We start from the raw sequence: 21949 nt of genomic DNA on the forward strand, positions 1-21949 counted from the left end.
AACAATTATGCGTTTTTAATATTAATCGAAAGCTTTAATAACGGGTTTTGGCGCTTCTTTTCTAGTACCATCAAAACCATCTACGCCTGCTACGGTTGTATATTTTAGTACGTAGCGTTTGCCTGGATTTATTATTTGGTACGCAGACTGACACATAAGCGTTGCTTCATGAAAGCCGCACAAAATAAGTTTTAGTTTTCCCGGATAGGTATTGACGTCGCCAATGGCAAATACACCAGGTATGTTGGTTTGGTAATCTAAACAGTTATTAACTTTAATGGCATTTTTTTCAATTTCGAAGCCCCAGTCTGCTATTGGTCCTAATTTAGGCGACAAACCAAAAAGTGGTATAAAATGATCGCAATCTACCTTAATTGGAGCTTCGTCTTTAACGGTTACCTCTACACCCGCGACCCGCTTGTCTCCGTAAATATTGGTGACTTCGGCTGGCGTAATTAAATTAATTTTACCTTCATTTTTAAGTTGTTGTACTTGTTCTACCGAGTCCAAATGACCTCTAAACTCGTTACGTCTGTGTATTAGGGTTACTTGGCTAGCTACATTACTTAAAAAGATACTCCAATCCAAAGCAGAATCGCCACCACCAGCAATAACCACCCGCTTATTGCGGTATAATTCTGGATCTTTAACCATGTATTCTACGCCTTTATCTTCGTAATCTGCAAGATTATCTATTAACGGTTTCCGTGGTTCAAAACTACCCAAACCACCTGCAATGGCAACAACCGGTGCATGATGTTTGGTTCCTTTATTGGTGGTAACAATAAAAGTACCGTCTTCCTGTTTTTCTAACGTTTCGGCGCGTTCACCAAGGGTAAAGCCGGGTTCAAACTGTTTGCATTGCTCCAAAAGCTTAACCGTTAAATCGCCTGCTAAAATTTCAGGATAGGCAGGAATATCGTAAATGGGTTTTTTAGGATACAGTTCTGTGCACTGTCCGCCAGCTTGTGGTAAGGCATCTATTAAGTGGCATTTCAATTTTAAAAGGCCAGCTTCAAAAACGGTAAATAGTCCGGTTGGACCGGCGCCAATAATAAGTATATCTGTTTTAATCATTTTTTTACTTTCAAATTAGGTACTAACCCTAACTAATTATAATATATGCTAATTGAATACTTTTTTAAAGTAAGTAAGCTGTTTTCGTGTAGCTGCAAATTTCCTATTAATCCTAACTATTTTATATGACATAAATCAGTTTACACATATTGCAAAGAAATTCTGTAATCATCCTATTTGGTTACAGCACTACTGTAAACCAATAAAATATAACGAATTAGGCCTCTACATTAATAACATGCTCTATTTGTGGCGCATATTTTTTTATAGTCATTTCCACACCAGACTTTAAGGTCATTTGGTTTACGCTGCAACCAACACAAGCACCTTGCAACTGTACCTTTACAAGTTTGCCATCTTCAATAGAAAGCAAGGAAATATCGCCGCCGTCACTTTGTAAAAACGGGCGAATTTCATCCAACGCCTTTTCTATATTTAGTTTTAATTCTTCTGCCGTCATAACCTATTTTTTAATAGCTGAACACCCAGCCATGGTTGTAATTTTAATAGCCTCGGTAGGTGGTAAATATTCATTTCGTTTTACAACTTCCTCCACCACATTTTGTGTAAGTTTTTCAAAGGCTTTTTCTATAACTGTGGCTGTTTGCATGGCGGCCGGCCTACCCACGTCGCCAGCTTCCCGGATACTTTGTACCAAAGGAATGTCGCCAAGGAAACGCACATCCAAATCGGTTGCCAAGTTTTTAGCACCATCTTGTCCAAAAATGTAATACTTATTATCCGGCAACTCTGCTGGTGTAAAATAAGCCATATTTTCAATAATACCTAAAACAGGTACATTAATACTATCCTGCTGGAACATGGCTACACCTTTTTTGGCATCGGCCAAGGCAACATTTTGAGGTGTACTAACCACAACAGCTCCTGTAATTGGTAGGGATTGCATAATGCTTAAATGAATATCGCCAGTTCCTGGTGGTAAATCGATTAGCATAAAATCCAATTCCCCCCAGTGCGCATCAAAAATCATTTGGTTCAGGGCTTTGGCTGCCATTGGGCCACGCCATACAACGGCTTGCCCTGGCTGTGTAAAAAAGCCAATAGACAGTATTTTTACCCCATAATTTTCAACGGGTTTCATTTTAGATTTACCTTCTATGGTAACTGCCAATGGGCGTTCGTTTTCAACATCAAACATAATAGGCATGGATGGCCCGTAAATATCCGCGTCCAAGATACCCACTTTAAAACCCATTTTTGCTAGTGTAACCGCTAAATTAGCCGTAACAGTAGATTTACCAACGCCACCTTTTCCAGAAGCTACCGCAATAATGTTTTTAATACCCGGTATAGCCTTCCCTTTAATGGTGTTTTTAGGCTTCTGGGCCGGTGCATTAACCTTTATATTCGTGGTTATTTTAGCTTTTTGGTAAACCTGATTGTGGATGGCTTTTAAAATTTCCACTTCCGTTTTCTTTTTGGCTTGTAGCGTAGGATTGGTAATGGTAACATCTACAATAACCTCATCACCAAAAGTCATTACATTAGTAACAGCACCGCTATCTACCATATTTTGGCCTTCGCCAGGTACCGTTATTGTTTTTAATGCTTGTAATATATCTTGTTTATCTAATTTCATAACACATTATTTTTAAAAGCAATGCTATTATTTATTGCGCTTGTAACGCGCCTTGCAGCACTTTTTATCCAGAATAATTCTAAACTGCAAATATACAGTGAATTGTTTAGAATTTGAAATGCTTTAATTGAAATGATTGATGTGTAAATTTACTTTTGTTATGGCGCGCTTCTGTGTTTTTTTGGGAGTTCTTACATCTATTAAAGAACTTATGGCTTCAATGCCACATTGGGATCCCAAAAAACCCGTTCGAAATTTTGAACCTGATTGTTTACCACCTCAATACCCTCACTTTCTAAAAGCTGTTGCATAAGGTTGGTTCCTGCAAAGTGATGCTTTCCGGTTAGCAAACCGTTTCTATTAACCACCCGATGGGCCGGTACATTTTTAGTATGCGAATTATTCATAGCATACCCCACCAAACGCGCACTTTTTGCGGCCCCTAAATAAGTAGCTATAGCACCATAACTGGTAACACGGCCAAAGGGAATTTGCGCCACCACCTGATATACCTTGTCATAAAAGTGCTGGGGTTGCGCTGCCATTATAAATCGTTTAAAATATTAATGAGGGTAATAATAGCTACAATACCTGTTATAGCACCTATAAGGTAATTCATGCTTTTTTGCGAGGCTATTTTCCGATCTTTAATTTTATCGAAAAAATGCATGTATATATACAGTGCGCCAAATGCCCCAGATACAGAACCACATACAAAACCACCGATACCAAAATTATCGAATTTTAAAATTCCGAAAGAAGCCAAGGTAATAGCCATATAAGCCTGAAATGGCACGGGAAACATGTTTATTGAGGACAAAAACATACCGTGAAAAAACCGCTTTGTTTTGCTTCGTACATCGGTTACTGTATTCTGTTTTTCGACTGCTTTGGCGATAAACAAAAAATAAAAACTGACACCAAAGAAGATAACCAAGGCTATAAATCGTAACACATCAATTACATCGGGATGATTGCTTAAATACCGCGCAAAAATAGTAGCAACCAATACCTGAAAAATTATTATAAAGCAGGCACCCAAGGCAAAAACCAAGCCTCTGGTATAGCCTTCTTTAAGACTAATTTTTGCCGCTGTCATGTTTATCAATCCTGGTGGCAAGGTTGAAAGAAAAGTGGCCGAAAAACCAAGAAAGAAAACAAGCGCTACATTCACTATTACTTAATTTTGAATTGAATATACGTAATTGGTTTGTTTTGTTCCAAATATTGACTCTCGTAAAAGGTTTGCACGCTCGTTACATCTGTTGGACTCCCCGCTTGGTGGTAAACATTATGGTTAGCATACAATACGTCATGACCGGCTCCATGCAATAACCCCAACGTGTACCCATGCATAAATTCGCTGTCGGTTTTTAAATGAACAACACCCTCTGGCTTTAATATCGTTTTATAACGTGCCAAGAATTCAGCATTAGTCATGCGGTGTTTGGTACGTTTATACTTTATTTGGGGATCTGGAAAAGTAATCCAAATTTCATCTATTTCATTGGGTGCAAAAGCAAAATCTATTAGCTCTATTTGGGTTCTTAAAAACCCAACATTACTTAAATTATTTTCTAAAGCTGTTTTAGCACCCCGCCAAAAACGCGCACCTTTTATATCGACTCCAATAAAATTTTTATTTGGATATTTTTCTGCTAAAGCTGTGGTATATTCGCCTTTACCACAACCCAATTCCAATACAATAGGGTTGTTATTGTTAAAAAAGTTGCGGTTCCACTGTCCTTGTAGTTCAAAATTATTTGTTACAAGCACTTCTCGGCTTGGTTGTACCACATTCTTAAACGTTTCGTTTTCTTTAAAACGCCTTAATTTATTTTTACTTCCCACCTAGTTACTACTTTTAAATTTTTGGTAAAATTACGTAAATATGTGGAAGCACATATATGCTTACCTTTGTTTTTCATGGCAGACCAAAAACACATACTAGTAGCACCGCTAAATTGGGGGCTTGGACATGCTACCCGATGCATACCAATTATTAACGCTTTAATGGCTCATGGTTTTACACCAATAATTGCCACAGATGGGGCTGCATTAGCCTTATTACAAGCAGAATTTCCCGGTTTAATTTGTTTAAAATTGCCCGGTTACCAAATTAGCTACGCCAAAACCGCCTCCTTTTTTACAACTAAACTTTTATTTCAAACGCCTAAAATTTTAAAAACTATTGCTGCTGAAAAAAAAGAAATAGCTAAAATTGTTTCTAGCTACCATGTTGTTGGCATCATATCAGACAACCGGTTTGGGGCATACCACCCTAACATACCTTGTGTTTTTATAACACACCAATTACAAGTGTTAAGCGGCCTAACTACAAGATTTAGCACGCATATTCATAACAGCATTATTAAAAAATTTAACACCTGTTGGGTGCCGGATGCATCTGGCACTCTTAACTTTAGCGGACGCATGGGCCATGTTAAACAACCCGTTATTAAAACCAATTATTTAGGCCCTTTAAGTAGATTTAAAAAAATAAACACCCCTATACTATACGACCTTTTGGTGCTACTATCTGGTCCTGAACCGCAACGCCAAATTCTGGAAACCAAACTCCTAAACGAGTTAAACAGCTACTCCGGAAAAATTGTATTTATAAAAGGGGTTGTTGAAAAAACCATTACTAAAAAAACTACAGGAAATATGTGTATTTATAACTACCTAACCGCCGACAGATTAGAGCAAGTTATAAACCAAAGTGAATTGGTACTATCGCGCTCTGGATACACAACTATTATGGATTTAGCAACATTACAGAAGAAGGCTTTTTTTATTCCCACACCGGGGCAATTTGAACAAACCTATTTAGCCAAACGCTTAAAAAAACAAGGTTTGGCTCCTTATTGCCAGCAAGATAAATTTACTAGTAGTGCGCTGGAAGCTGTAAAATATTACAAGGGTTTACATACTTTTAAACAAGAAACCGATTTTAAAGACTTATTTAGCCTTTTCCAAACTAAATGAAAACTCGCTTCCTACATCCAGTTCACTTTCTATATAAATATGTTCCTTGTGCGCCTCAATAATATGCTTTACAATAGAGAGGCCCAAACCCGAACCGCCCTCTTTGCGCGAGCCACTTTTATCCACGCGAAAAAATCGTTCAAAAATACGCGACAAGTGGTCTTCGGCTATACCTTCGCCATTATCGGTTACCCGAACAATTACTTTGTTTTTCACTAAATTTTCAATACTTATTTCTGTGGTTCCTTTTTCTCGGCCATATTTAATGGAATTTACTACCAAATTGGTAATTACCTGCTCAATTCGTTCCTTATCTGCGTAAACTAAAATAGGTTCTGGGTAATCTCTGTCGCATGTTAAGGTAATTTTTTTTCTGGCAGCCTTCATTTCTAATAAATCGAATACATTTTTTACGACCTCAACAATATCAAAAGCTTCTTTGTTTAAACTTAAATCGCCCGCCTCTAGTTTGGTAATCATATCCAAATCTTTAACAATATAAATTAATCGCTCCACGCCTTTATTGGCACGGTTTAAATAGCGTCGTCTTATACGTTTGTCCTCCAAAGCGCCATCCAGTAAGGTTAAAATATAACCTTGCACAGTAAATAAAGGGGTTTTAAGCTCGTGCGATACGTTTCCTAAAAATTCTTTTCGGTATTCTTCCCTTACTTTCAGGGTTTCTATCTCTAGTTTTTTGTCTTTGGCATACTTATCTATTTGTTTGGTAAGTGTTGCCATATCTGTTGTAATAGGTTGGTTAGTTAGCGAAGCCGATTCCAGCAGTGTTAAATCGTCGTAAATACGCTTTACCCGTCTGTAAATAAAGCGCTCTACCCGGTATTGTAGTATAAAGAAAAACAACACACCAAAAACTAAAACCAACGGAAAAACAAGCCATGTCCAAGCTTGTATAAGTACTAAAAAAAGATTGAGCAGCAGCGCCAGTAGCAGGGTGGCAAAAAAAGCAGTTTTAAGTGCAAATTTGTAGGTTTTCTTTAATTTCTGCATTATTCAACAAACTTATAACCAACTCCTTTTACGGTTTTGAAGGCGTTATCGCCTATTTTTTCGCGCAATTTCCGAATGTGAACATCTATGGTCCTGCCGCCTACAACAACTTCATTTCCCCAAACTTGTTCTAAAATTTCTTCGCGCTTAAACACTTTGTCGGGTTTAGAAGTTAATAAGGACAGTAGTTCGAATTCTTTTCGAGGTAAAGTTAAATCTTCACCATTTAAAACCACTTTATATTCGTCTCTATTAATTATTAAATCGCCTATTTGTATAATAGCCATGGGTGCTTCGTCTTCTTTAAAACGGCGCAACAAGGATTTCACTTTACTAATAAGCACTTTAGGTTTAATGGGTTTTGTAATATAATCGTCTGCGCCCGCATCAAAACCTGCCACTTGCGAATAATCTTCACCTCTGGCCGTTAAAAAGGTTATAATGGTATCGGTAAGTTCCGGATTTTCCCGAAGTTGTTCGCATGCCTCAATGCCGTCCATTTCGGGCATCATAACATCCATGATAATTAAATGTGGTTTAATTTTTTTGGCCTTTTTTATAGCTTTCAAACCATTTTCTGCTGTAAAAACAGCATAGCCCTCATGCGATAGGTTATACCCCACTATTTCCAGAATATCGGGTTCATCGTCTACTAATAAAATTCTTATATCTTGTTTTTTCATAACTCTTAAAACCTAACCAAAAGGTAAAGATAAAATTTATAGCTATGTATATGCGCCTAATTGGGTACAAATAACACTTTGATAACATTGCAATAAACTAGCCATAACACCAGTTTTAGGCCTATGTCCTGCTAAAAACCTATTTATAAGCGCGAAATAATATAAGTATAAACTGGACGTAGTAACGGGTTTACCCACCTAACCTCATGTTTTTAAACAGCTTACAACACTATTTATTTTACGCCAAACCGATTAACCTGTTTTATGGCGAATAAAAAAATAATACACCTGCAAGCAACTGACTGTTAAACAAATAAAGCCCATGTTATTTGCATGTTAAATAACAACTAATAGGCTAAAAAATTTAGATAAGACGCAAATTATACGTACTTTTGTTGCTAAATTTTGAATGCACAATTAAATAATTTATTATGAAGAAAATTTACTTTTTATTATTTAGTTTACTAATTTCAGGCTCCATGTTGGGTCAAGGGTTAGAAGACTTTACAAACTTGAATGTTGGAACAAGCTACAGCACTGACTCCTTTGTTGGCAATAACAATATAACCTGGAGTTATGTGTCTTCGAGAGATGACAACGGTCAAGCTCCTAATCCACCTGCATTGATGTTAAGACGTCAATCTAGTGGTAGTACACTTACATCTAGCCAAATTCCTGGCGGTATTGGTAACTTTTCAATGAAACTTTACAAAGGCTTTACGGGCGCAGGAGACAGACAAGTTGAGTTATACATAAACAATGTTTTTATAGGTTCATCTACTCCTTTTGATAATACAGAAGAACAAACATTTGCCATATCCAACATTAATGTAAGTGGTCCTTTTGTAATGGAAATTAGAAATGTAACTAGTAAGCAGATTATTTTAGACGATATCTCATGGACTGGATTTAGCTCCACTTGTGGCGTTAATTTGGGTACAGCTACATATAGCTGTAACTCAAATACCGTTGGTAGCAACAATGACGGCATTACTGTAAGTGTACCGTATACAGGTGTAGATGCTAACATAACCAATGTAACCACTACTTCTGCTGGTGTAGTAGGTGGCGACAATCCTGCAACAGTAGCCGATGGTGTTATTACCATTACAGGCTTAACTGAAGGAGACGCTTGGGACCTTAATTTAGTTGGCGGCGATTGTGGCGCAATTACCACTTCCGATGTTATTACCGAAACGCAGTGCGATCCAGTAATAACCGTAAACAACTTTTTAGACCCTTTAAATTATACCGTGGGTAACGGACCTTCTAATGAAGATACGTTCTCTGTAGCTGGTGTATTTTTATTTTCCGACGTGGTAATTACAGCACCTACTAATTTTGAAGTTTCTTTAACCTCTGGTGGTGCTTTTTCGCAATCGGTTTCCATTACACCGGGTGCTTTAGGTGTTGTGCCTCCAACAACTGTATATGTAAGATTGGCAGCTGGCTTGGGTATTAATTCCTACAGCGGCGATTTAACTGTTGCTTCTACTTTTGCTACCACACGTACCTTGTCCTTAACTGGAAACGTATTTGGCCCACCAACAAACGCACTTGTATTAGTAGGCGTTTATGATGGCCCATTACCTAATGGAACACCAAAAGGAATTGAATTAGTTGCTTTAGCCGATATTTCAGATTTAAGTGTTTTTGGTATTAGCTCTGTAAGCAATGGTGGCGGATCTTCTGCTGGAACAGTTGAATATAATTTCCCTGCCGATGCTGTAAGCGCTGGCGATCGTATCTTTTTAGCAACCGAAGCTGTAAATTTTGAAGCATTCTTTGGTTTTGCACCAACTTATACCAGTGGTATTGTTGGCATCAATGGTAACGATTCTATAGAATTATACGAGGGCGTAACTATTATAGACACCTTTGGCGATGTAGATGTAGATGGTTTTGGCGAAGCTTGGGAATATACAGATGGTTGGGCTTACCGTGTAAGTAATACTGGTCCTGACGGCACTTTTGTATTAGCAAACTGGACCTTTAGCGGTGCTGATGCTTTGGATGGTGAAACTACCAATGCTACCGCCGTAACACCATATCCGATAGATCAGTACACAAACGAGGTATTATCTACAAGCACTGTTAATACGGCTGCATTTAGCATCTATCCTAATCCAACATCTAACGGTTTTGTAAATATTACAAGCCCTGCTTCAGAGGCTATTTCCGTAACTATTTTTGATGTTTTAGGAAAACAAGTACTAAGCACTACGTTAACAAACAACCGTTTAAACGTTTCTTCACTAAATACCGGTATGTATATTGTGAAAATTGCTCAAAACGGTAACACTGTTACTAAAAAATTAGTGATTAAATAAGCTGATATTTTAAGCATATAAAAAGGCGCTTCCTAAACAGAAGCGCCTTTTTATATTATATACTTTTGCCGCCTGTTTAAATGTGGTATTTTTACACCATTCCAAGCAAAGCAGTTTTTTTTGCAAACTTTGTTATTATGCAGACTACCCAAATATTTAATATAAGCAGCGCCACGCAATTTGAAACATGTGCTTTACAGGTTTTTAAATTGCAATTTGAAAAAAATCCCGTTTACAGATCTTTTTGCGATTTGCTTAACAGAACACCAGCCGAGGTTAAAACCTTAACCGATATTCCTTTTTTACCCATTTCATTTTTTAAAACGCATGAGGTTTTAAGCAGTGTACAGCCCATTAAGAAAACATTTACCAGCTCTGGCACCACAGGACAAACCACAAGCAAACATGCTGTTGCAGATTTAGCCGTATACGAAACCAGTTTTACAAAGGGTTTTCAGAAATTTTATGGTGCCATTGAAGAATATGTAGTGCTTGCCTTATTACCAAGCTATTTAGAACGCGAAGGCTCCTCATTAATTTACATGGCAGATGCGCTTATAAAACAGTCTAAAAAGCCAGAAAGTGGTTTTTACCTTAACAATCATGCCGAATTAAAAAACACCTTACTGCAACTAGAGGCATCCAACCAAAAGGTGTTACTTTTAGGAGTTTCGTTTGCCTTGTTGGATTTGGTAGAGCAGCATAGCTTTCGTTTAAAAAACACCATTGTTATGGAAACTGGTGGTATGAAGGGCAGGCGCAAAGAACTTATCCGGGAAGAATTGCATGACATTTTAAAACAGGGGTTTGGTGTAGCTACCATTCATAGTGAATACGGCATGACTGAACTTTTAAGTCAGGCTTACTCCAAAGGACATGGTGTTTTTGAATGTCCACCATGGATGCGGGTATTTACACGCGAAACGGAAGATGCGCTAACCATACAAGTGCCTGAAAAAACTGGTGGTTTAAATATTATCGATTTGGCCAATATACATTCTTGCGCCTTTATAGCCACGCAGGATTTAGGTAAAGTACATCCAAACGGTAGCTTTGAGGTTATAGGTCGTTTTGATCATTCCGATATACGCGGATGTAATTTAATGGCTTTGTAAGGTTCTTGTTCCTTCTCCGACAAAACACCGGTTATGAAAAAGTTAATTTTATAATTTAATTGATTAAAAACAAAAACGTCTCGATTGCATCGAGACGTTTTTTAGTTTAAACCACCTTTATAATGTAGGTGTTCTTTTTACCTTTATTTATAATAACATATTTATTATTAATTAAGTCGTTTGCAGAAAGCGTATAAGTTTCTGATACTTTTTGCTTGTTTACAGAAATGGCATTTTCTTTTAAAGCGCGTCTGGCTTCACTGTTGGAAGCTAAAAATTTAGTTTCCGCTGCAAGCGCTGCAATCATGTCTATACCCTGGTTAAATTTATCTTTGGCAATTTCAGCCTGTGGCACACCTTCAAAAACCTCTAAAAAAGTAGCCTCATCTAGCGTTTCAATGTCGCTTTTAAACGATTTACTAAATAGAATTTGTGAGGCTTTTTCGGCATTTTCAAAATCGGCAGTAGAGTGCACAAAAGTAGTAACCTCCTGTGCTAAGCGTTTTTGAAGTAATCGTAAATGTGGAGCCTCTTGATGTGCGTTAATTAGGGCTTCAATAGTATCTTTATCTAAAAATGTAAATATTTTAATATATTTTTCAGCATCGTCATCCGATGTGTTTAACCAAAATTGGTAAAACTTATAAACCGATGTTTTGTTGGCATCCAACCAAATATTGCCACCCTCACTTTTTCCAAATTTAGAACCATCTGCCTTGGTAATTAGCGGACAAGTCATGGCGTAAGCTTTGGTTTCTTCACCCGGAGACATGCGTCTTACCAGCTCGGTACCCGTAGTAATATTCCCCCACTGATCGCTCCCACCCATTTGTAGCAAGCAATTGTAGTTTTTGTAGAGATGGTAAAAATCATAGCCTTGAATTAGTTGGTAGGTAAATTCTGTAAACGACATACCCACACTACCTTCCTCACCAGAAAAGCGTTTTTTTACAGAGTCTTTAGACATCATGTAATTTACTGTAATCCGTTTACCTACATCCCTGGCAAAATCGATAAAAGAGAAATTTTTCATCCAATCGAAGTTATTTACCAAAATAGGTGAATTTTTAGCCTCGGAATTAAAGTTTAAAAATCGGGATAACACGGCTTTTATACCAGCCACATTTTTCTCCAAAGTAGCTTCATCTAGTAGATTTCTTTCGTCACTTTTTCCAGACGGATCGCCAATCATGCCCGTAGCACCACCAACTAAAGCAATAGGTTTGTGTCCAGCTTTTTCTAGATGCACCAATAAAATAATAGGCACCAAACTACCAATATGTAAAGAATCCGATGTAGGATCGAAACCAATATATGCCGTAGTCATTTCTTTAGAAAGTTGCTCTTCGGTTCCTGGCATGATATCATGAATCATACCGCGCCATCTTAAATCTTCTACAAATGCGTTTGCCATTTTAAATAGGATAAAATTAAAAAAAAGCAAAGATAAAAATCAATATAGAAACCTTTGTCCTTTCTTAATAATTCTTTACTTTGTCTTTATGATTTTAATAACTGGAGGAACCGGATTGGTAGGCGCACACCTGCTTTATAAACTTGTAACAGCCAATAAACGGGTGCGTGCTTTATACCGCACAGCCGAATCGCGTTCCGGTGTGGAACAGGTTTTTTCGTATTATACTGAAAACTACAAGCCTTTATATGATAGCATTGAATGGGTTGAAGCCGATTTGCTGGACATACCAAAACTAACAGAGGCTTTTAAAAATGTTAGTTACGTATATCATGCAGCAGCTCTTATTTCCTTTGCACCTAACGATTCTGAAAGACTTCGGAAAACAAACATTGAAGGAACCGCTAATATTGTAAACCTGTGCTTAAGCTGTAACATTAAAAAACTGTGTTATGTTAGTAGTATTGCTACTTTGGGGGATACCGTTAAAAACACCTCTGTAAATGAGGACACCGACTGGAATCCTGAAAAAGACAACAGTATGTATAGTATTACAAAATATGGTGCCGAAATGGAGGTTTGGCGCGGTACGCAAGAAGGTTTGGATGCTGTTATTGTTAATCCTGGTGTTATAATTGGCTCTGGCATGTGGCACCGTGGTAGCGGCCAACTATTCCAAAGGGTTTATGCCGGTTTATCTTTTTACACTTCGGGCCATGTGGCTTGTGTAACCATAGATGATGTGGTTTCCTGTATGATTGGCCTACTAGAAAGCACCATTAAAAATGAACGTTTTATTCTGGTTGCTTCGCACATTCCTTACAAAGATTTTTTAGAACATATTGCTAAAGCCTTAAACAAAAAGCCACCTACCATTATGGCTAAACCTTGGCTTTTAGCGTTAATTTGGCGCCTAGATTGGCTAAAACACACCCTATTTAGAACACCACGCAAACTAACAAAGCAAATGGTATACTCTATTCAAGATCGCACACATTACAACAATACAAAGGTGAAAACAGCACTAGGATTTAAGTTTACACCAGTAACAAAGGCTATTGAAACAGTAGGTAACCATTTTTTGCAGGACAAACACTAAAGCGCTGTTGTTTGGTTTGCAGCCGTAACGTTTTGTAACGTGTCTGTAACTGCATTTGCTTTTTCTTTAAATTTTTCTTCAGCTTTTTCTTTAGATTTCTGATCTTCCAGGCGTTTATTTTCAAGCTCAAACGCCTTATTTATAACCTCCTTTTTAGCTCTTAAGCTATCCGCCACGCGTGCCAAAATTGCCTTATACGTTTCGTTATAGTAAGCATAATATTGGTTACTATTGGCAAACTGGGCGCTATCTATTTGGTGTTTGTTGTAAACAAACGCTTCGGGTGCTATCCCTTTATTTTCTAAAATGGTTCTGTTTATGCCTTTTGCAGCCGATAAAATGGATAAATCCATGAGTACGGTAACCATTTTATCTTCGGAAATTAAGTTTTCGGGGGCTTCCGGTTTTCCGGATTCCCTACAACCCACAACAAAAAAAACAATAGCCGTATATATTACAAGGTTTTTCATCGGTTAAAGGTTAGGCGTTTAGCCGCTTTTTCTGGACTAAATTTATTTTGTTCGTAGGCTACATGGCCATTTAGAATGGTGTGTGTAACACGCGATTTAAACGTAGAACCTTCAAAAGGAGACCACCCGCATTTGTACAGTATATTTTCTTTTTTTACCGTCCATGGATTGTTAAGGTCCACAATAACCAAATCGGCATAGTATCCCTCTTTAATAAAACCACGTTTGGCCACTTGAAATAAAATAGCTGGATTATGGCACATTTTTTCTACCAATTTAGGAATTGTTATCCTACCTTGGTGATGTGCTTCCAATAGGGCTACAAGTGCGTGTTGTACTAAAGGCCCACCAGATGGTGCCTTGGTGTACACATTGTTTTTCTCATCCCATGTATGTGGGGCGTGGTCGGTTGCAATAACATCAATTCTATCGTCTAGAAGTGCTTTCCACAGCCCTTCCCGGTCTTTGGCTGTTTTTACTGCTGGATTCCACTTAATTAAACTGCCTTTTTTATCGTAATCTTCATCTGAAAACCATAAATGATGCACGCATACTTCGGCGGTTATTTTTTTATCCTTTAACGGAATTTTATTCGAAAATAAAGCGGTTTCTTTTGCGGTAGATAAATGAAACACATGCAAACGTGCTCCTGTTTTTTTAGCCAATTCAATAGCTTTAGAAGACGATAAGTAACATGCTTCTTCACTTCGTATTATAGGATGGTACGCCATGGGAATGGCATCGCCATATTGAGCTTTATACGTTTCTAAATTTCTGTTTATGGTTCCTTCGTCTTCGCAATGTACCGAAATTACCATGTTAGTGCTAGAAAATATTTTTTCTAAAACCTCCGGATCGTCCACAAGCATATTACCCGTAGAAGACCCCAAAAACAATTTTAGCCCTGCCACAGATTTGGGGTCTACTTTACGTATTTCTTCCAAATTATCATTAGTACCGCCTAACATAAAAGAATAGTTGGCATACGATGTACTTGCAGCAATGGCAAATTTTTCTTCTAGTTTTTCAATGGTAGTTGTTTGCGGATTGGTATTAGGCATTTCTATAAACGACGTAATACCACCGGCTATAGCGGCTCTAGATTCGCTTTCAATATTGGCTTTATGGGTTAAACCAGGTTCTCTAAAATGCACTTGGTCATCTATAACGCCCGGTAAAATATAATTTCCTTCGGCATCAATAACCTTTACATGGGCCGATTTGGCGCTTATTAAAGGTGCCACTTCCATTATTATATCGTTTTCAATATAAATATCGCCCTCTAAAATAGTTCCTTCGTTTACTATTTTCCCGTTCTTAATTAGTAGTGCTTTTGGTGCAGTCATATTATTTTTTTCTAAAAAAACTGTTTACTTTCATACTTATAACTCCCAAAATGGCTTCGGAAATAATACCGCCACTCATTTTAGATTTTCCTTTTTTCCGATCGGTAAAAATAACAGGAACTTCCACAATATTAAAGCCTTTTAAGTGTGCTTTAAATTTCATTTCAATTTGAAAGGCGTAACCCACAAATTTAATCCGATCTAAATTTATTGCTTCTAGCACCCGACGCTTGTAACATACAAAACCAGCTGTGGTGTCATGAATTTTCATACGGGTAATTAAACGAACGTATTTAGAGGCACAAAAGGATAGCAAAATCCTACTCATAGGCCAATTTACCACGTTTACACCCGTAACATAGCGCGAACCTATAGCTACATCGGCATGATTGTTATGGCACGCTTGGTACAGCCTAACTAAATCGTTGGGATTATGCGAAAAATCGGCATCCATTTCAAAAATATAAGCATACTCGCGTGCTAAACACCATTTAAATCCTGCCACGTAAGCAGCGCCTAGCCCTTTTTTTTCACTGCGTTCCAACAGAAACAATTGTCCTGGATAGATGTTTTGAAGCTCCTTTACCTTATTAGCAGTTAAATCTGGCGAGTTGTCGTCTACCACCAAAACATGAAATGTTTTTTCCTGTGAAAATACCGCCTTTAAAATGGCTTCAATATTTTCTATTTCGTTAAATGTAGGGATAATGACAATCGCGTCTATCATTATTTGCTTGTTATTTTTGGCAAATGTAAACTATTTAAAATTTAATTTTTTTTAAATAAAGCTTAAATATTGAATACCCATTGCATAAATTGTAATAATTTTACAGCATGTTACGCACGGTTGTTTCAAACGATTTATTTACCATATTACTAGTTATAGGGCTGGCACTTATAGCCCTTACCAAGGTTTTATATACCAAACGTTTTCAGGAGTTCATTTTAGTTTTGGGCAACTCTAAATATCTTAAAATCTATGCCAAGGAGCAAAAATTTTTCAACTTATTTGATGTTTTATTATTCCTAAACTTTGTTTTTTCGGTTACTATTTTTGGTTCCCTTTGTTATGGGTACTACAACCAATCGGCGCAATTTTCCAGACCATTTTTGTTAAATCTAGCAGGCTTGGTAACAGCATTCCTGATAGTAAAATTACTGGCAGAACGTTTTATAGGTGTTATTTTTGATATCGATTTTTTAATCCGAACGCACATTTTTCAAAAAATGAGCTATAAAAACTTTTTAGGCCTTCTTATTGTTCCTATAAATGCCCTGCTTTTATATTCGGTAAGTATTTCACAGCTTACTATTATAGCCACTTGCGCGTTAATTTTACTGGTACATATTATTGGTTTGCTTACCACAATTAAAGCATATCAAAATATGATTAAACAGAACATATTTTATTTTATTTTGTATCTTTGCGCACTTGAAATCGCACCCTATTTTATTTTATACCAAATAGCTATAGGGTCATAATGTTTCAGTATAAAGAAATAGCCTATGAAAGTGAAAACAATTTTAGTATCTCAACCAGAACCTAAAATAGAAAATTCGCCATACTTTGAACTACAGGAAAAGCAAAAGGTAAAAATTGACTTTAGACCATTTATTCATGTAGAGGGCGTTGACGCAAAAGAAATTAGACAACAAAAAGTTGATTTAAATAAATACACAGCAATCATTTTAACCAGCCGTAACGCGGTTGATCATTTTTTTAGAGTGGCAGACGAAATGCGCTTCAAGGTACCTGATACCATGAAATATTTCTGCCAATCGGAAGCGGTTGCCTATTATCTTCAAAAATATGTGGTGTATAGAAAACGTAAAATTTATGTGGGTAAACGAACGTTTGCCGATTTGTCGCCGCTTATTAAAAAGTACAAAGGCGAATCGTTTTTACTACCAACCACCGATAAATTGAAGCCAGAGGTTCCTGAAACCTTAAATGCTTTAAACGTGCAATGGAAAGAGGCTATATTTTACAAAACAGTTATTAGCGATTTATCTGATTTAGCCGATGTGTATTACGATATTCTCGTATTTTTTAGTCCGTCGGGCATCGAGTCGTTGTTTCATAATTTCCCGGATTTTAAGCAAAACAACACGCGGATTGCCGTTTTTGGAAACACCACCATTAAGGCGGTTGAAGCGCATGGTTTACGTGTAGATATTGCCGCACCAACGCCCGAAACACCATCCATGACAATGGCTTTGGATAAATATATTAAAGAGGTAAACAAAAAGAAATAACTTACATAAGGCCTAAAAGCCCAACACATAAAAGCCCAATTAGCATTTACCTAATTGGGCTTTTTTATGGTTTAAACATTAATTTACATGCAATAATATTATGAAAAAAAATAGGCTTAAAATCGCGTTATGTAACCCGAATCTTAAGCCTATTTGTAACTTAAACCAGCTATTTTTAGTAGCTACCTATTGTATTATTTAGAAACCACACGTGGGGCTCCTGCCATAATTTCGTCGTTGGCGTATTCCTCAAACTTTTTAAAGTTTTCTTGAAACGATTCTGCCAATTTGTTAGCTGTTTTGTAGTAACCCTCGTCATTGTTCCAAGTAGATCTTGGGCTTAACACTTCAGTGGGTACATTTGGGCAAACACGAGGCTGCTGCACACCAAATACAGAATGGGTATGGTAATCGCCTTTGTTGGCGGCTTCCAAACTACCATCCATAGCGGCCGTTATCATGGCACGTGTGTATTTAAGTTTCATTCGGGAGCCTACGCCGTAAGGACCACCGGTCCAGCCCGTATTTACCAACCATACACTTACACCAGCTTCCTGCATTTTTTTACTTAACATTTCAGCATATTTTGTTGGGTGTAAAGGCATAAATGGCGCACCAAAACAAGCTGAAAAACTTGGTAATGGCTCATCTATACCAGCTTCTGTACCAGCCACTTTAGCTGTGTAGCCAGAAATGAAATGATACGCTGCTTGGCCAGGTGTTAACTTGGAAATTGGAGGCAATACACCAAAGGCATCGGCTGTTAGAAAGAAAATATTTTTTGGGTTTTTACCAATAGAAGGTACTTGAATGTTATCTATATGATAAATAGGGTAACTTACACGCGTATTTTGGGTAATGGAGGTATCTTCAAAATCCACATTTCCGTCTTTATCCATAATTACGTTTTCCAGAATAGCGCCCGGCTTTATGGCCTTGAAAATATCTGGTTCGCTTTCTTCAGATAAATTAATAACTTTAGCGTAACAACCACCTTCAAAGTTAAAAACTGTGTTTTCGTTTGTCCAACCGTGCTCGTCGTCGCCAATTAATTTACGTTTTGGATCGGCTGAAAGTGTTGTTTTTCCTGTCCCTGAAAGTCCGAAGAAAATAGCTGTATCGCCGTCTTCACCTACATTAGCACTACAGTGCATAGGCAAGGTATTTTTAAATACAGGCAAGATAAAATTTAAGGCCGAAAAAATTCCTTTTTTAATTTCGCCGGTATAACCTGTACCACCAATTAAGGCAATTTTTCGTGTAAAATCTAGAATGGCGAAATTGTGCTGGCGTGTTCCATCTTGATCCGGCACAGCCATAAAACCAGGGGCGTTAATTACGGTCCACTCTGGTTTAAAGTCTTTTAATTCTGAAGGATCTGGCCTTAAAAACATATTATGGGCAAACATATTGCTCCAAGGAAACTCGGTAATAACCCGAATATTTAATCGGTAATTATCATCGGCACAGGCATAGCTGTCTCTAACAAAAACTTCTTTTTCCGATAAGTAATTGGTAACCTTATTGTATAGTTTTTCGAAGGCATCAGATTCGAATGGAATGTTAATATTACCCCACCAAACACGATTTTCGGTTATGGCATCTTTAACTATAAAACGATCTTTTGGCGATCTGCCTGTAAATTCACCTGTATTAACGGCAAGCGCACCCGATGCGGCCTCTACACCCTGACCCTTTTTAATAGTAATGTTGTGTAACTGGTCTGATGATAATTGATAATGAACTTTAGCATTTTTTATTCCATAGTTTTCCAATGAAATGGTCTCCGATGCTTGAGTATGATCTATCATAATATTTTGTGTTGTTTATTCTACAAAATTAAACATTATTTTAACCTATGCACCTAAATTTTTAGAAATATCCGTCTTGTTTTTCAAAAAGTTTACCAAAAGCAAGGCCCATGAAATAATTAATAATAAGCCTCCTACAGGCGTTATAAATGCCACGGTTTTAAAATTGAAAGCGGTTAAATTATTTGTAGCTAATCCGTAAATAGAACCAGAAAAGAATAGAACGCCAAAAAGCACAAGATAAAAAATAGCCTGTTTTGTTTTATCCGATACAATTTTGGTACTTCCTAACACCAATAAAAACAAAGCGTGATACATTTGGTATCGCACGCCTGTTTCAAAACTTACAAGTTGCTCATTTAAAACTAATTCTTTAAGACCATGGGCTCCAAACGCACCTAAAATAACCGACGTTACACCTAAAAAAGCGCCTAAACTTAACATTTTTCTATCCATATTAATTGGTGTTTGAGTTTTTAAACCACGCAGTATTTCTTACTTTCGTGACTACAAAAATACTCAACATAATCCATTATGCGAAAGATATTACTAATCGGTGCTGGAAAATCCGCATCGTACCTTATTAAATACTTATTAGAAAAATCTGAAGCCGAAAAACTTCAGTTAATTGTAGGCGATTTAGATGAAGAAAATGCCAAAAAGCACCTTGGAAATCATAAAAATGCCCAGGCAATTAAACTAGATGTTTTCGACAAAACGTCTCGAGAAAATGCCATAAAAAACTGCGACATTGTTGTTTCTATGCTTCCAGCGCGCTTTCATATTGAAGTAGCAAAAGATTGTATTACTTTTAATAAAAACATGGTTACCGCATCCTATGTTAGCGACGAGATGCAAGCCCTGCACGATGCCGTTTGCGAAAAAGGACTTGTTTTTATGAACGAAATTGGTGTAGACCCGGGTATTGACCACATGAGCGCCATGAATGTTATAGACAACATTAGAGATGCTGGTGGTAAAATTATTCTTTTTGAATCGTTTACAGGTGGTTTAGTAGCACCCGAAAGCGACACTAATTTATGGAATTATAAATTTACATGGAACCCACGCAATGTGGTTGTAGCCGGACAAGGAGGTGCCGCTAAATTTTTGCAAGAAGGCACCTATAAATATATTCCTTACAACCGCCTGTTCAGACGAACAGAATTTTTGGATGTAGACGGTTTTGGACGCTTTGAAGGTTACGCCAATCGCGATTCCTTAAAATACCAATCGGTTTACGGTTTAGACCATGCCAAAACGTTATACCGCGGCACCATGCGCCGTGTAGGTTTTAGCCGCGCCTGGAATATGTTTGTACAGCTAGGCATGACAGACGATAGCTACACCATTGACGATAGCGAAAATATGAGCTACCGCGATTTTGTAAACGCTTTTCTACCTTATAGCCCAACAGATTCCGTTGAACTAAAATTTAGACATGCGTTAAAAATAGACCAGGACGATACCATTTGGGATAAGTTTGTAGAATTAGACCTTTTTAGTAATCAAAAATTTGTAGCGCTTAAAAAAGCAACTCCGGCGCAAATTCTTCAGAAAATACTAATGGATAGCTGGTCCTTGGATGCCAACGACAAAGATATGATTGTTATGTACCATAAATTTGGCTACGAGTTAAATGGCGCCAAGCACCAAATAGACTCTACCATGGTTACTATTGGTGAAGACCAAACTTACACAGCCATGTCTAAAACCGTGGGCTTACCAGTAGCCATGGCAACGTTGGCTATTTTAAATAAAAAGATTACCACACCAGGTGTACAAATTCCTATAACCAAAGAAGTTTATAAACCTATTTTAGAAGAATTGGAAAACTATGGCATTGCCTTTACCGAAAAGGAAGTACCGTATTTAGGTTACAACCCATTAAACCTATAAAAACAGCTTTTTATATACCAGTTTGTACATAGAACTCATAAAAAAACCAGTATCGCTACTATAGGATACTGGTTTTTTTGTGGGTTTTGGTTTTATACTATTTCCAAATACTTTTAGTTTCTTTTTAGCAGCGCGCCACTAAACTACTCACGCGCACCAAACACTTGAATAGCCCAATACAATAGTGAGGCTAGAGCACCAATGGCTGCCACCAAATACGTTCTTGCGGCCCATTTTAGGGCATCCTCTGCGGCGGCGTGTTCTTCGCGTGTTACCATGTGTTTGTTTTCTAGCCAAGCTAAAGCACGGTTACTAGCATCGTACTCAACCGGCAGGGTTACAAAGCTGAAAATGGTTGCCAGCCCCATCATAATAACACCGGCAACAGCTACATACCAGCCCAAACCAACACCAGCTGCTCCTCCTAAAATAAGACCACCAATAATTAACCACTGAGACATACCAGACGAGACACTTACTACAGGTACCAATTTGGAACGCATGGTTAACCACTCGTAGGCTTGCGCGTGCTGTACGGCATGACCACATTCGTGTGCTGCCACTGCTGCTGCTGCTGCATTTCGTTGGTTGTAAACACTTTCGCTTAAATTAACGGTTTTATTTTTTGGATTGTAATGATCCGTTAGTTGCCCAGGAGTTGAAATAACGGCTACATCGTATATCCCATTATCTGCTAACATTTTTTCGGCAATTTCCTTTCCACTCATGCCGTTTCTTAAGTGAACTTGCGAATACTTTTTAAACTTACTTTTCAACTGACTACTAACTGCCCAGCTTACTAGAGCAATGGCTCCAATTAAAATATAATATCCTATCATTTTTATTTTTT

The 21949-nt window shown here is 37.5% G+C and carries 22 protein-coding genes; 7 read left to right on the forward strand and 15 right to left on the reverse strand.

Features of this window, described 5'->3' with window-relative positions; genetic code table 11:
* Positions 1 to 21: 21 nt before the first annotated feature.
* From ACFSQP_RS05060 to trmB, 6 genes are all read right to left on the reverse strand, one after another.
* Entirely contained in the window at positions 22 to 1077 is a 1056-nt protein-coding gene (locus ACFSQP_RS05060) for an NAD(P)/FAD-dependent oxidoreductase (protein WP_376892300.1), read from the reverse strand.
* A gap of 217 nt (positions 1078 to 1294) precedes the next feature.
* Positions 1295 to 1537 carry a NifU family protein gene (locus ACFSQP_RS05065; RefSeq protein WP_376892302.1) on the reverse strand — a complete coding sequence of 81 codons (243 nt, stop codon included), beginning with the start codon at positions 1535 to 1537 and terminating at the stop codon, positions 1295 to 1297.
* Positions 1538 to 1540: 3 nt separating this feature from the next.
* On the reverse strand, positions 1541 to 2677 hold the full coding sequence (locus ACFSQP_RS05070) for an Mrp/NBP35 family ATP-binding protein (RefSeq protein ID WP_376892303.1): 1137 nt from the start codon (positions 2675 to 2677) through the stop codon (positions 1541 to 1543).
* Between the two features lie 209 nt (positions 2678 to 2886).
* A complete protein-coding gene (locus ACFSQP_RS05075; RefSeq protein ID WP_376892305.1) occupies positions 2887 to 3222 on the reverse strand; it encodes an MGMT family protein in 336 nt (111 codons plus the stop codon).
* Complete coding sequence (locus tag ACFSQP_RS05080) at positions 3222 to 3776, reverse strand: lysine transporter LysE (protein ID WP_376892306.1); 555 nt, start codon at positions 3774 to 3776, stop codon at positions 3222 to 3224. The genes ACFSQP_RS05075 and ACFSQP_RS05080 overlap by 1 nt, the downstream gene beginning before the upstream one ends.
* Positions 3777 to 3853: 77 nt before the next feature.
* On the reverse strand, positions 3854 to 4528 hold the full coding sequence (gene trmB / locus ACFSQP_RS05085) for a tRNA (guanosine(46)-N7)-methyltransferase TrmB (RefSeq protein ID WP_376892308.1): 675 nt from the start codon (positions 4526 to 4528) through the stop codon (positions 3854 to 3856).
* Positions 4529 to 4603: 75 nt separating this feature from the next.
* On the opposite strand from trmB, the gene ACFSQP_RS05090 reads away from it, so the two are divergent.
* Positions 4604 to 5665 (forward strand): glycosyltransferase, encoded by a 1062-nt coding sequence (locus tag ACFSQP_RS05090; protein ID WP_376892309.1) that lies wholly within the window; start codon positions 4604 to 4606, stop codon positions 5663 to 5665.
* On the opposite strand, the gene ACFSQP_RS05095 is transcribed toward ACFSQP_RS05090, so the two are convergent.
* Positions 5639 to 6676: a sensor histidine kinase gene (locus tag ACFSQP_RS05095; protein ID WP_376892311.1), complete on the reverse strand. Its 1038-nt coding sequence runs from the start codon at positions 6674 to 6676 to the stop codon at positions 5639 to 5641. The two genes, ACFSQP_RS05090 and ACFSQP_RS05095, sit on opposite strands and share 27 nt — an antisense overlap.
* Positions 6676 to 7359, reverse strand: coding sequence for a response regulator transcription factor (locus ACFSQP_RS05100; protein ID WP_376892313.1), 684 nt, complete (start codon positions 7357 to 7359; stop codon positions 6676 to 6678). The genes ACFSQP_RS05095 and ACFSQP_RS05100 overlap by 1 nt, the downstream gene beginning before the upstream one ends.
* A 431-nt stretch (positions 7360 to 7790) precedes the next feature.
* On the opposite strand from ACFSQP_RS05100, the gene ACFSQP_RS05105 reads away from it, so the two are divergent.
* Positions 7791 to 9689: a T9SS type A sorting domain-containing protein gene (locus ACFSQP_RS05105; protein WP_376892314.1), complete on the forward strand. Its 1899-nt coding sequence runs from the start codon at positions 7791 to 7793 to the stop codon at positions 9687 to 9689.
* Positions 9690 to 9826: 137 nt separating this feature from the next.
* The gene (locus ACFSQP_RS05110; protein WP_376892315.1) at positions 9827 to 10804 is read left to right on the forward strand and encodes a LuxE/PaaK family acyltransferase; all 978 of its coding nucleotides are present in this window, start codon (positions 9827 to 9829) and stop codon (positions 10802 to 10804) included.
* A gap of 106 nt (positions 10805 to 10910) precedes the next feature.
* Here ACFSQP_RS05110 and tyrS read toward each other — a convergent pair whose 3' ends face one another.
* Positions 10911 to 12218 carry a tyrosine--tRNA ligase gene (tyrS, locus tag ACFSQP_RS05115; protein WP_376892317.1) on the reverse strand — a complete coding sequence of 436 codons (1308 nt, stop codon included), beginning with the start codon at positions 12216 to 12218 and terminating at the stop codon, positions 10911 to 10913.
* A gap of 88 nt (positions 12219 to 12306) precedes the next feature.
* Between tyrS and ACFSQP_RS05120 the strand changes: the two genes are divergently transcribed.
* A complete protein-coding gene (locus ACFSQP_RS05120) occupies positions 12307 to 13317 on the forward strand; it encodes an NAD-dependent epimerase/dehydratase family protein (RefSeq protein WP_376892319.1) in 1011 nt (336 codons plus the stop codon).
* On the opposite strand, the gene ACFSQP_RS05125 is transcribed toward ACFSQP_RS05120, so the two are convergent.
* The 3 genes from ACFSQP_RS05125 to ACFSQP_RS05135 are packed head-to-tail and all read right to left on the reverse strand — an operon-like array spanning position 13314 to position 15860.
* Positions 13314 to 13787: a DUF4296 domain-containing protein gene (locus ACFSQP_RS05125; protein WP_376892320.1), complete on the reverse strand. Its 474-nt coding sequence runs from the start codon at positions 13785 to 13787 to the stop codon at positions 13314 to 13316. The genes ACFSQP_RS05120 and ACFSQP_RS05125 overlap by 4 nt on opposite strands.
* Entirely contained in the window at positions 13784 to 15133 is a 1350-nt protein-coding gene (locus ACFSQP_RS05130) for a dihydroorotase (RefSeq protein ID WP_376892322.1), read from the reverse strand. The genes ACFSQP_RS05125 and ACFSQP_RS05130 overlap by 4 nt, the downstream gene beginning before the upstream one ends.
* A gap of 1 nt (position 15134) precedes the next feature.
* Positions 15135 to 15860: a polyprenol monophosphomannose synthase gene (locus ACFSQP_RS05135; protein WP_376892323.1), complete on the reverse strand. Its 726-nt coding sequence runs from the start codon at positions 15858 to 15860 to the stop codon at positions 15135 to 15137.
* A gap of 107 nt (positions 15861 to 15967) precedes the next feature.
* Here ACFSQP_RS05135 and ACFSQP_RS05140 point away from each other — a divergent pair, with 107 nt between their 5' ends.
* Together ACFSQP_RS05140 and ACFSQP_RS05145 are read left to right on the forward strand one after the other, a co-directional pair.
* On the forward strand, positions 15968 to 16615 hold the full coding sequence (locus tag ACFSQP_RS05140; protein ID WP_376892325.1) for a DUF4271 domain-containing protein: 648 nt from the start codon (positions 15968 to 15970) through the stop codon (positions 16613 to 16615).
* 24 nt (positions 16616 to 16639) lie between these two features.
* Entirely contained in the window at positions 16640 to 17389 is a 750-nt protein-coding gene (locus tag ACFSQP_RS05145; protein ID WP_376892327.1) for a uroporphyrinogen-III synthase, read from the forward strand.
* Between the two features lie 194 nt (positions 17390 to 17583).
* On the opposite strand, the gene pckA is transcribed toward ACFSQP_RS05145, so the two are convergent.
* Together pckA and ACFSQP_RS05155 are read right to left on the reverse strand one after the other, a co-directional pair.
* The gene (gene pckA / locus ACFSQP_RS05150; RefSeq protein WP_376892329.1) at positions 17584 to 19200 is read right to left on the reverse strand and encodes a phosphoenolpyruvate carboxykinase (ATP); all 1617 of its coding nucleotides are present in this window, start codon (positions 19198 to 19200) and stop codon (positions 17584 to 17586) included.
* Between the two features lie 45 nt (positions 19201 to 19245).
* Positions 19246 to 19656 (reverse strand): DUF423 domain-containing protein, encoded by a 411-nt coding sequence (locus ACFSQP_RS05155; protein WP_376892331.1) that lies wholly within the window; start codon positions 19654 to 19656, stop codon positions 19246 to 19248.
* A gap of 78 nt (positions 19657 to 19734) precedes the next feature.
* Between ACFSQP_RS05155 and ACFSQP_RS05160 the strand changes: the two genes are divergently transcribed.
* The gene (locus ACFSQP_RS05160) at positions 19735 to 21099 is read left to right on the forward strand and encodes a saccharopine dehydrogenase family protein (protein ID WP_376892333.1); all 1365 of its coding nucleotides are present in this window, start codon (positions 19735 to 19737) and stop codon (positions 21097 to 21099) included.
* Between the two features lie 143 nt (positions 21100 to 21242).
* Here the strand turns inward: ACFSQP_RS05160 and ACFSQP_RS05165 are convergent, their stop codons facing one another.
* Entirely contained in the window at positions 21243 to 21938 is a 696-nt protein-coding gene (locus ACFSQP_RS05165) for a zinc metallopeptidase (protein WP_376892335.1), read from the reverse strand.
* Between the last annotated feature and the right edge of the window lie 11 nt (positions 21939 to 21949).

Origin of the sequence: Bizionia sediminis, assembly GCF_042684585.1 — a bacterium.
Classification (GTDB): Bacteria; Bacteroidota; Bacteroidia; order Flavobacteriales; family Flavobacteriaceae; genus Algorimicrobium; species Algorimicrobium sediminis.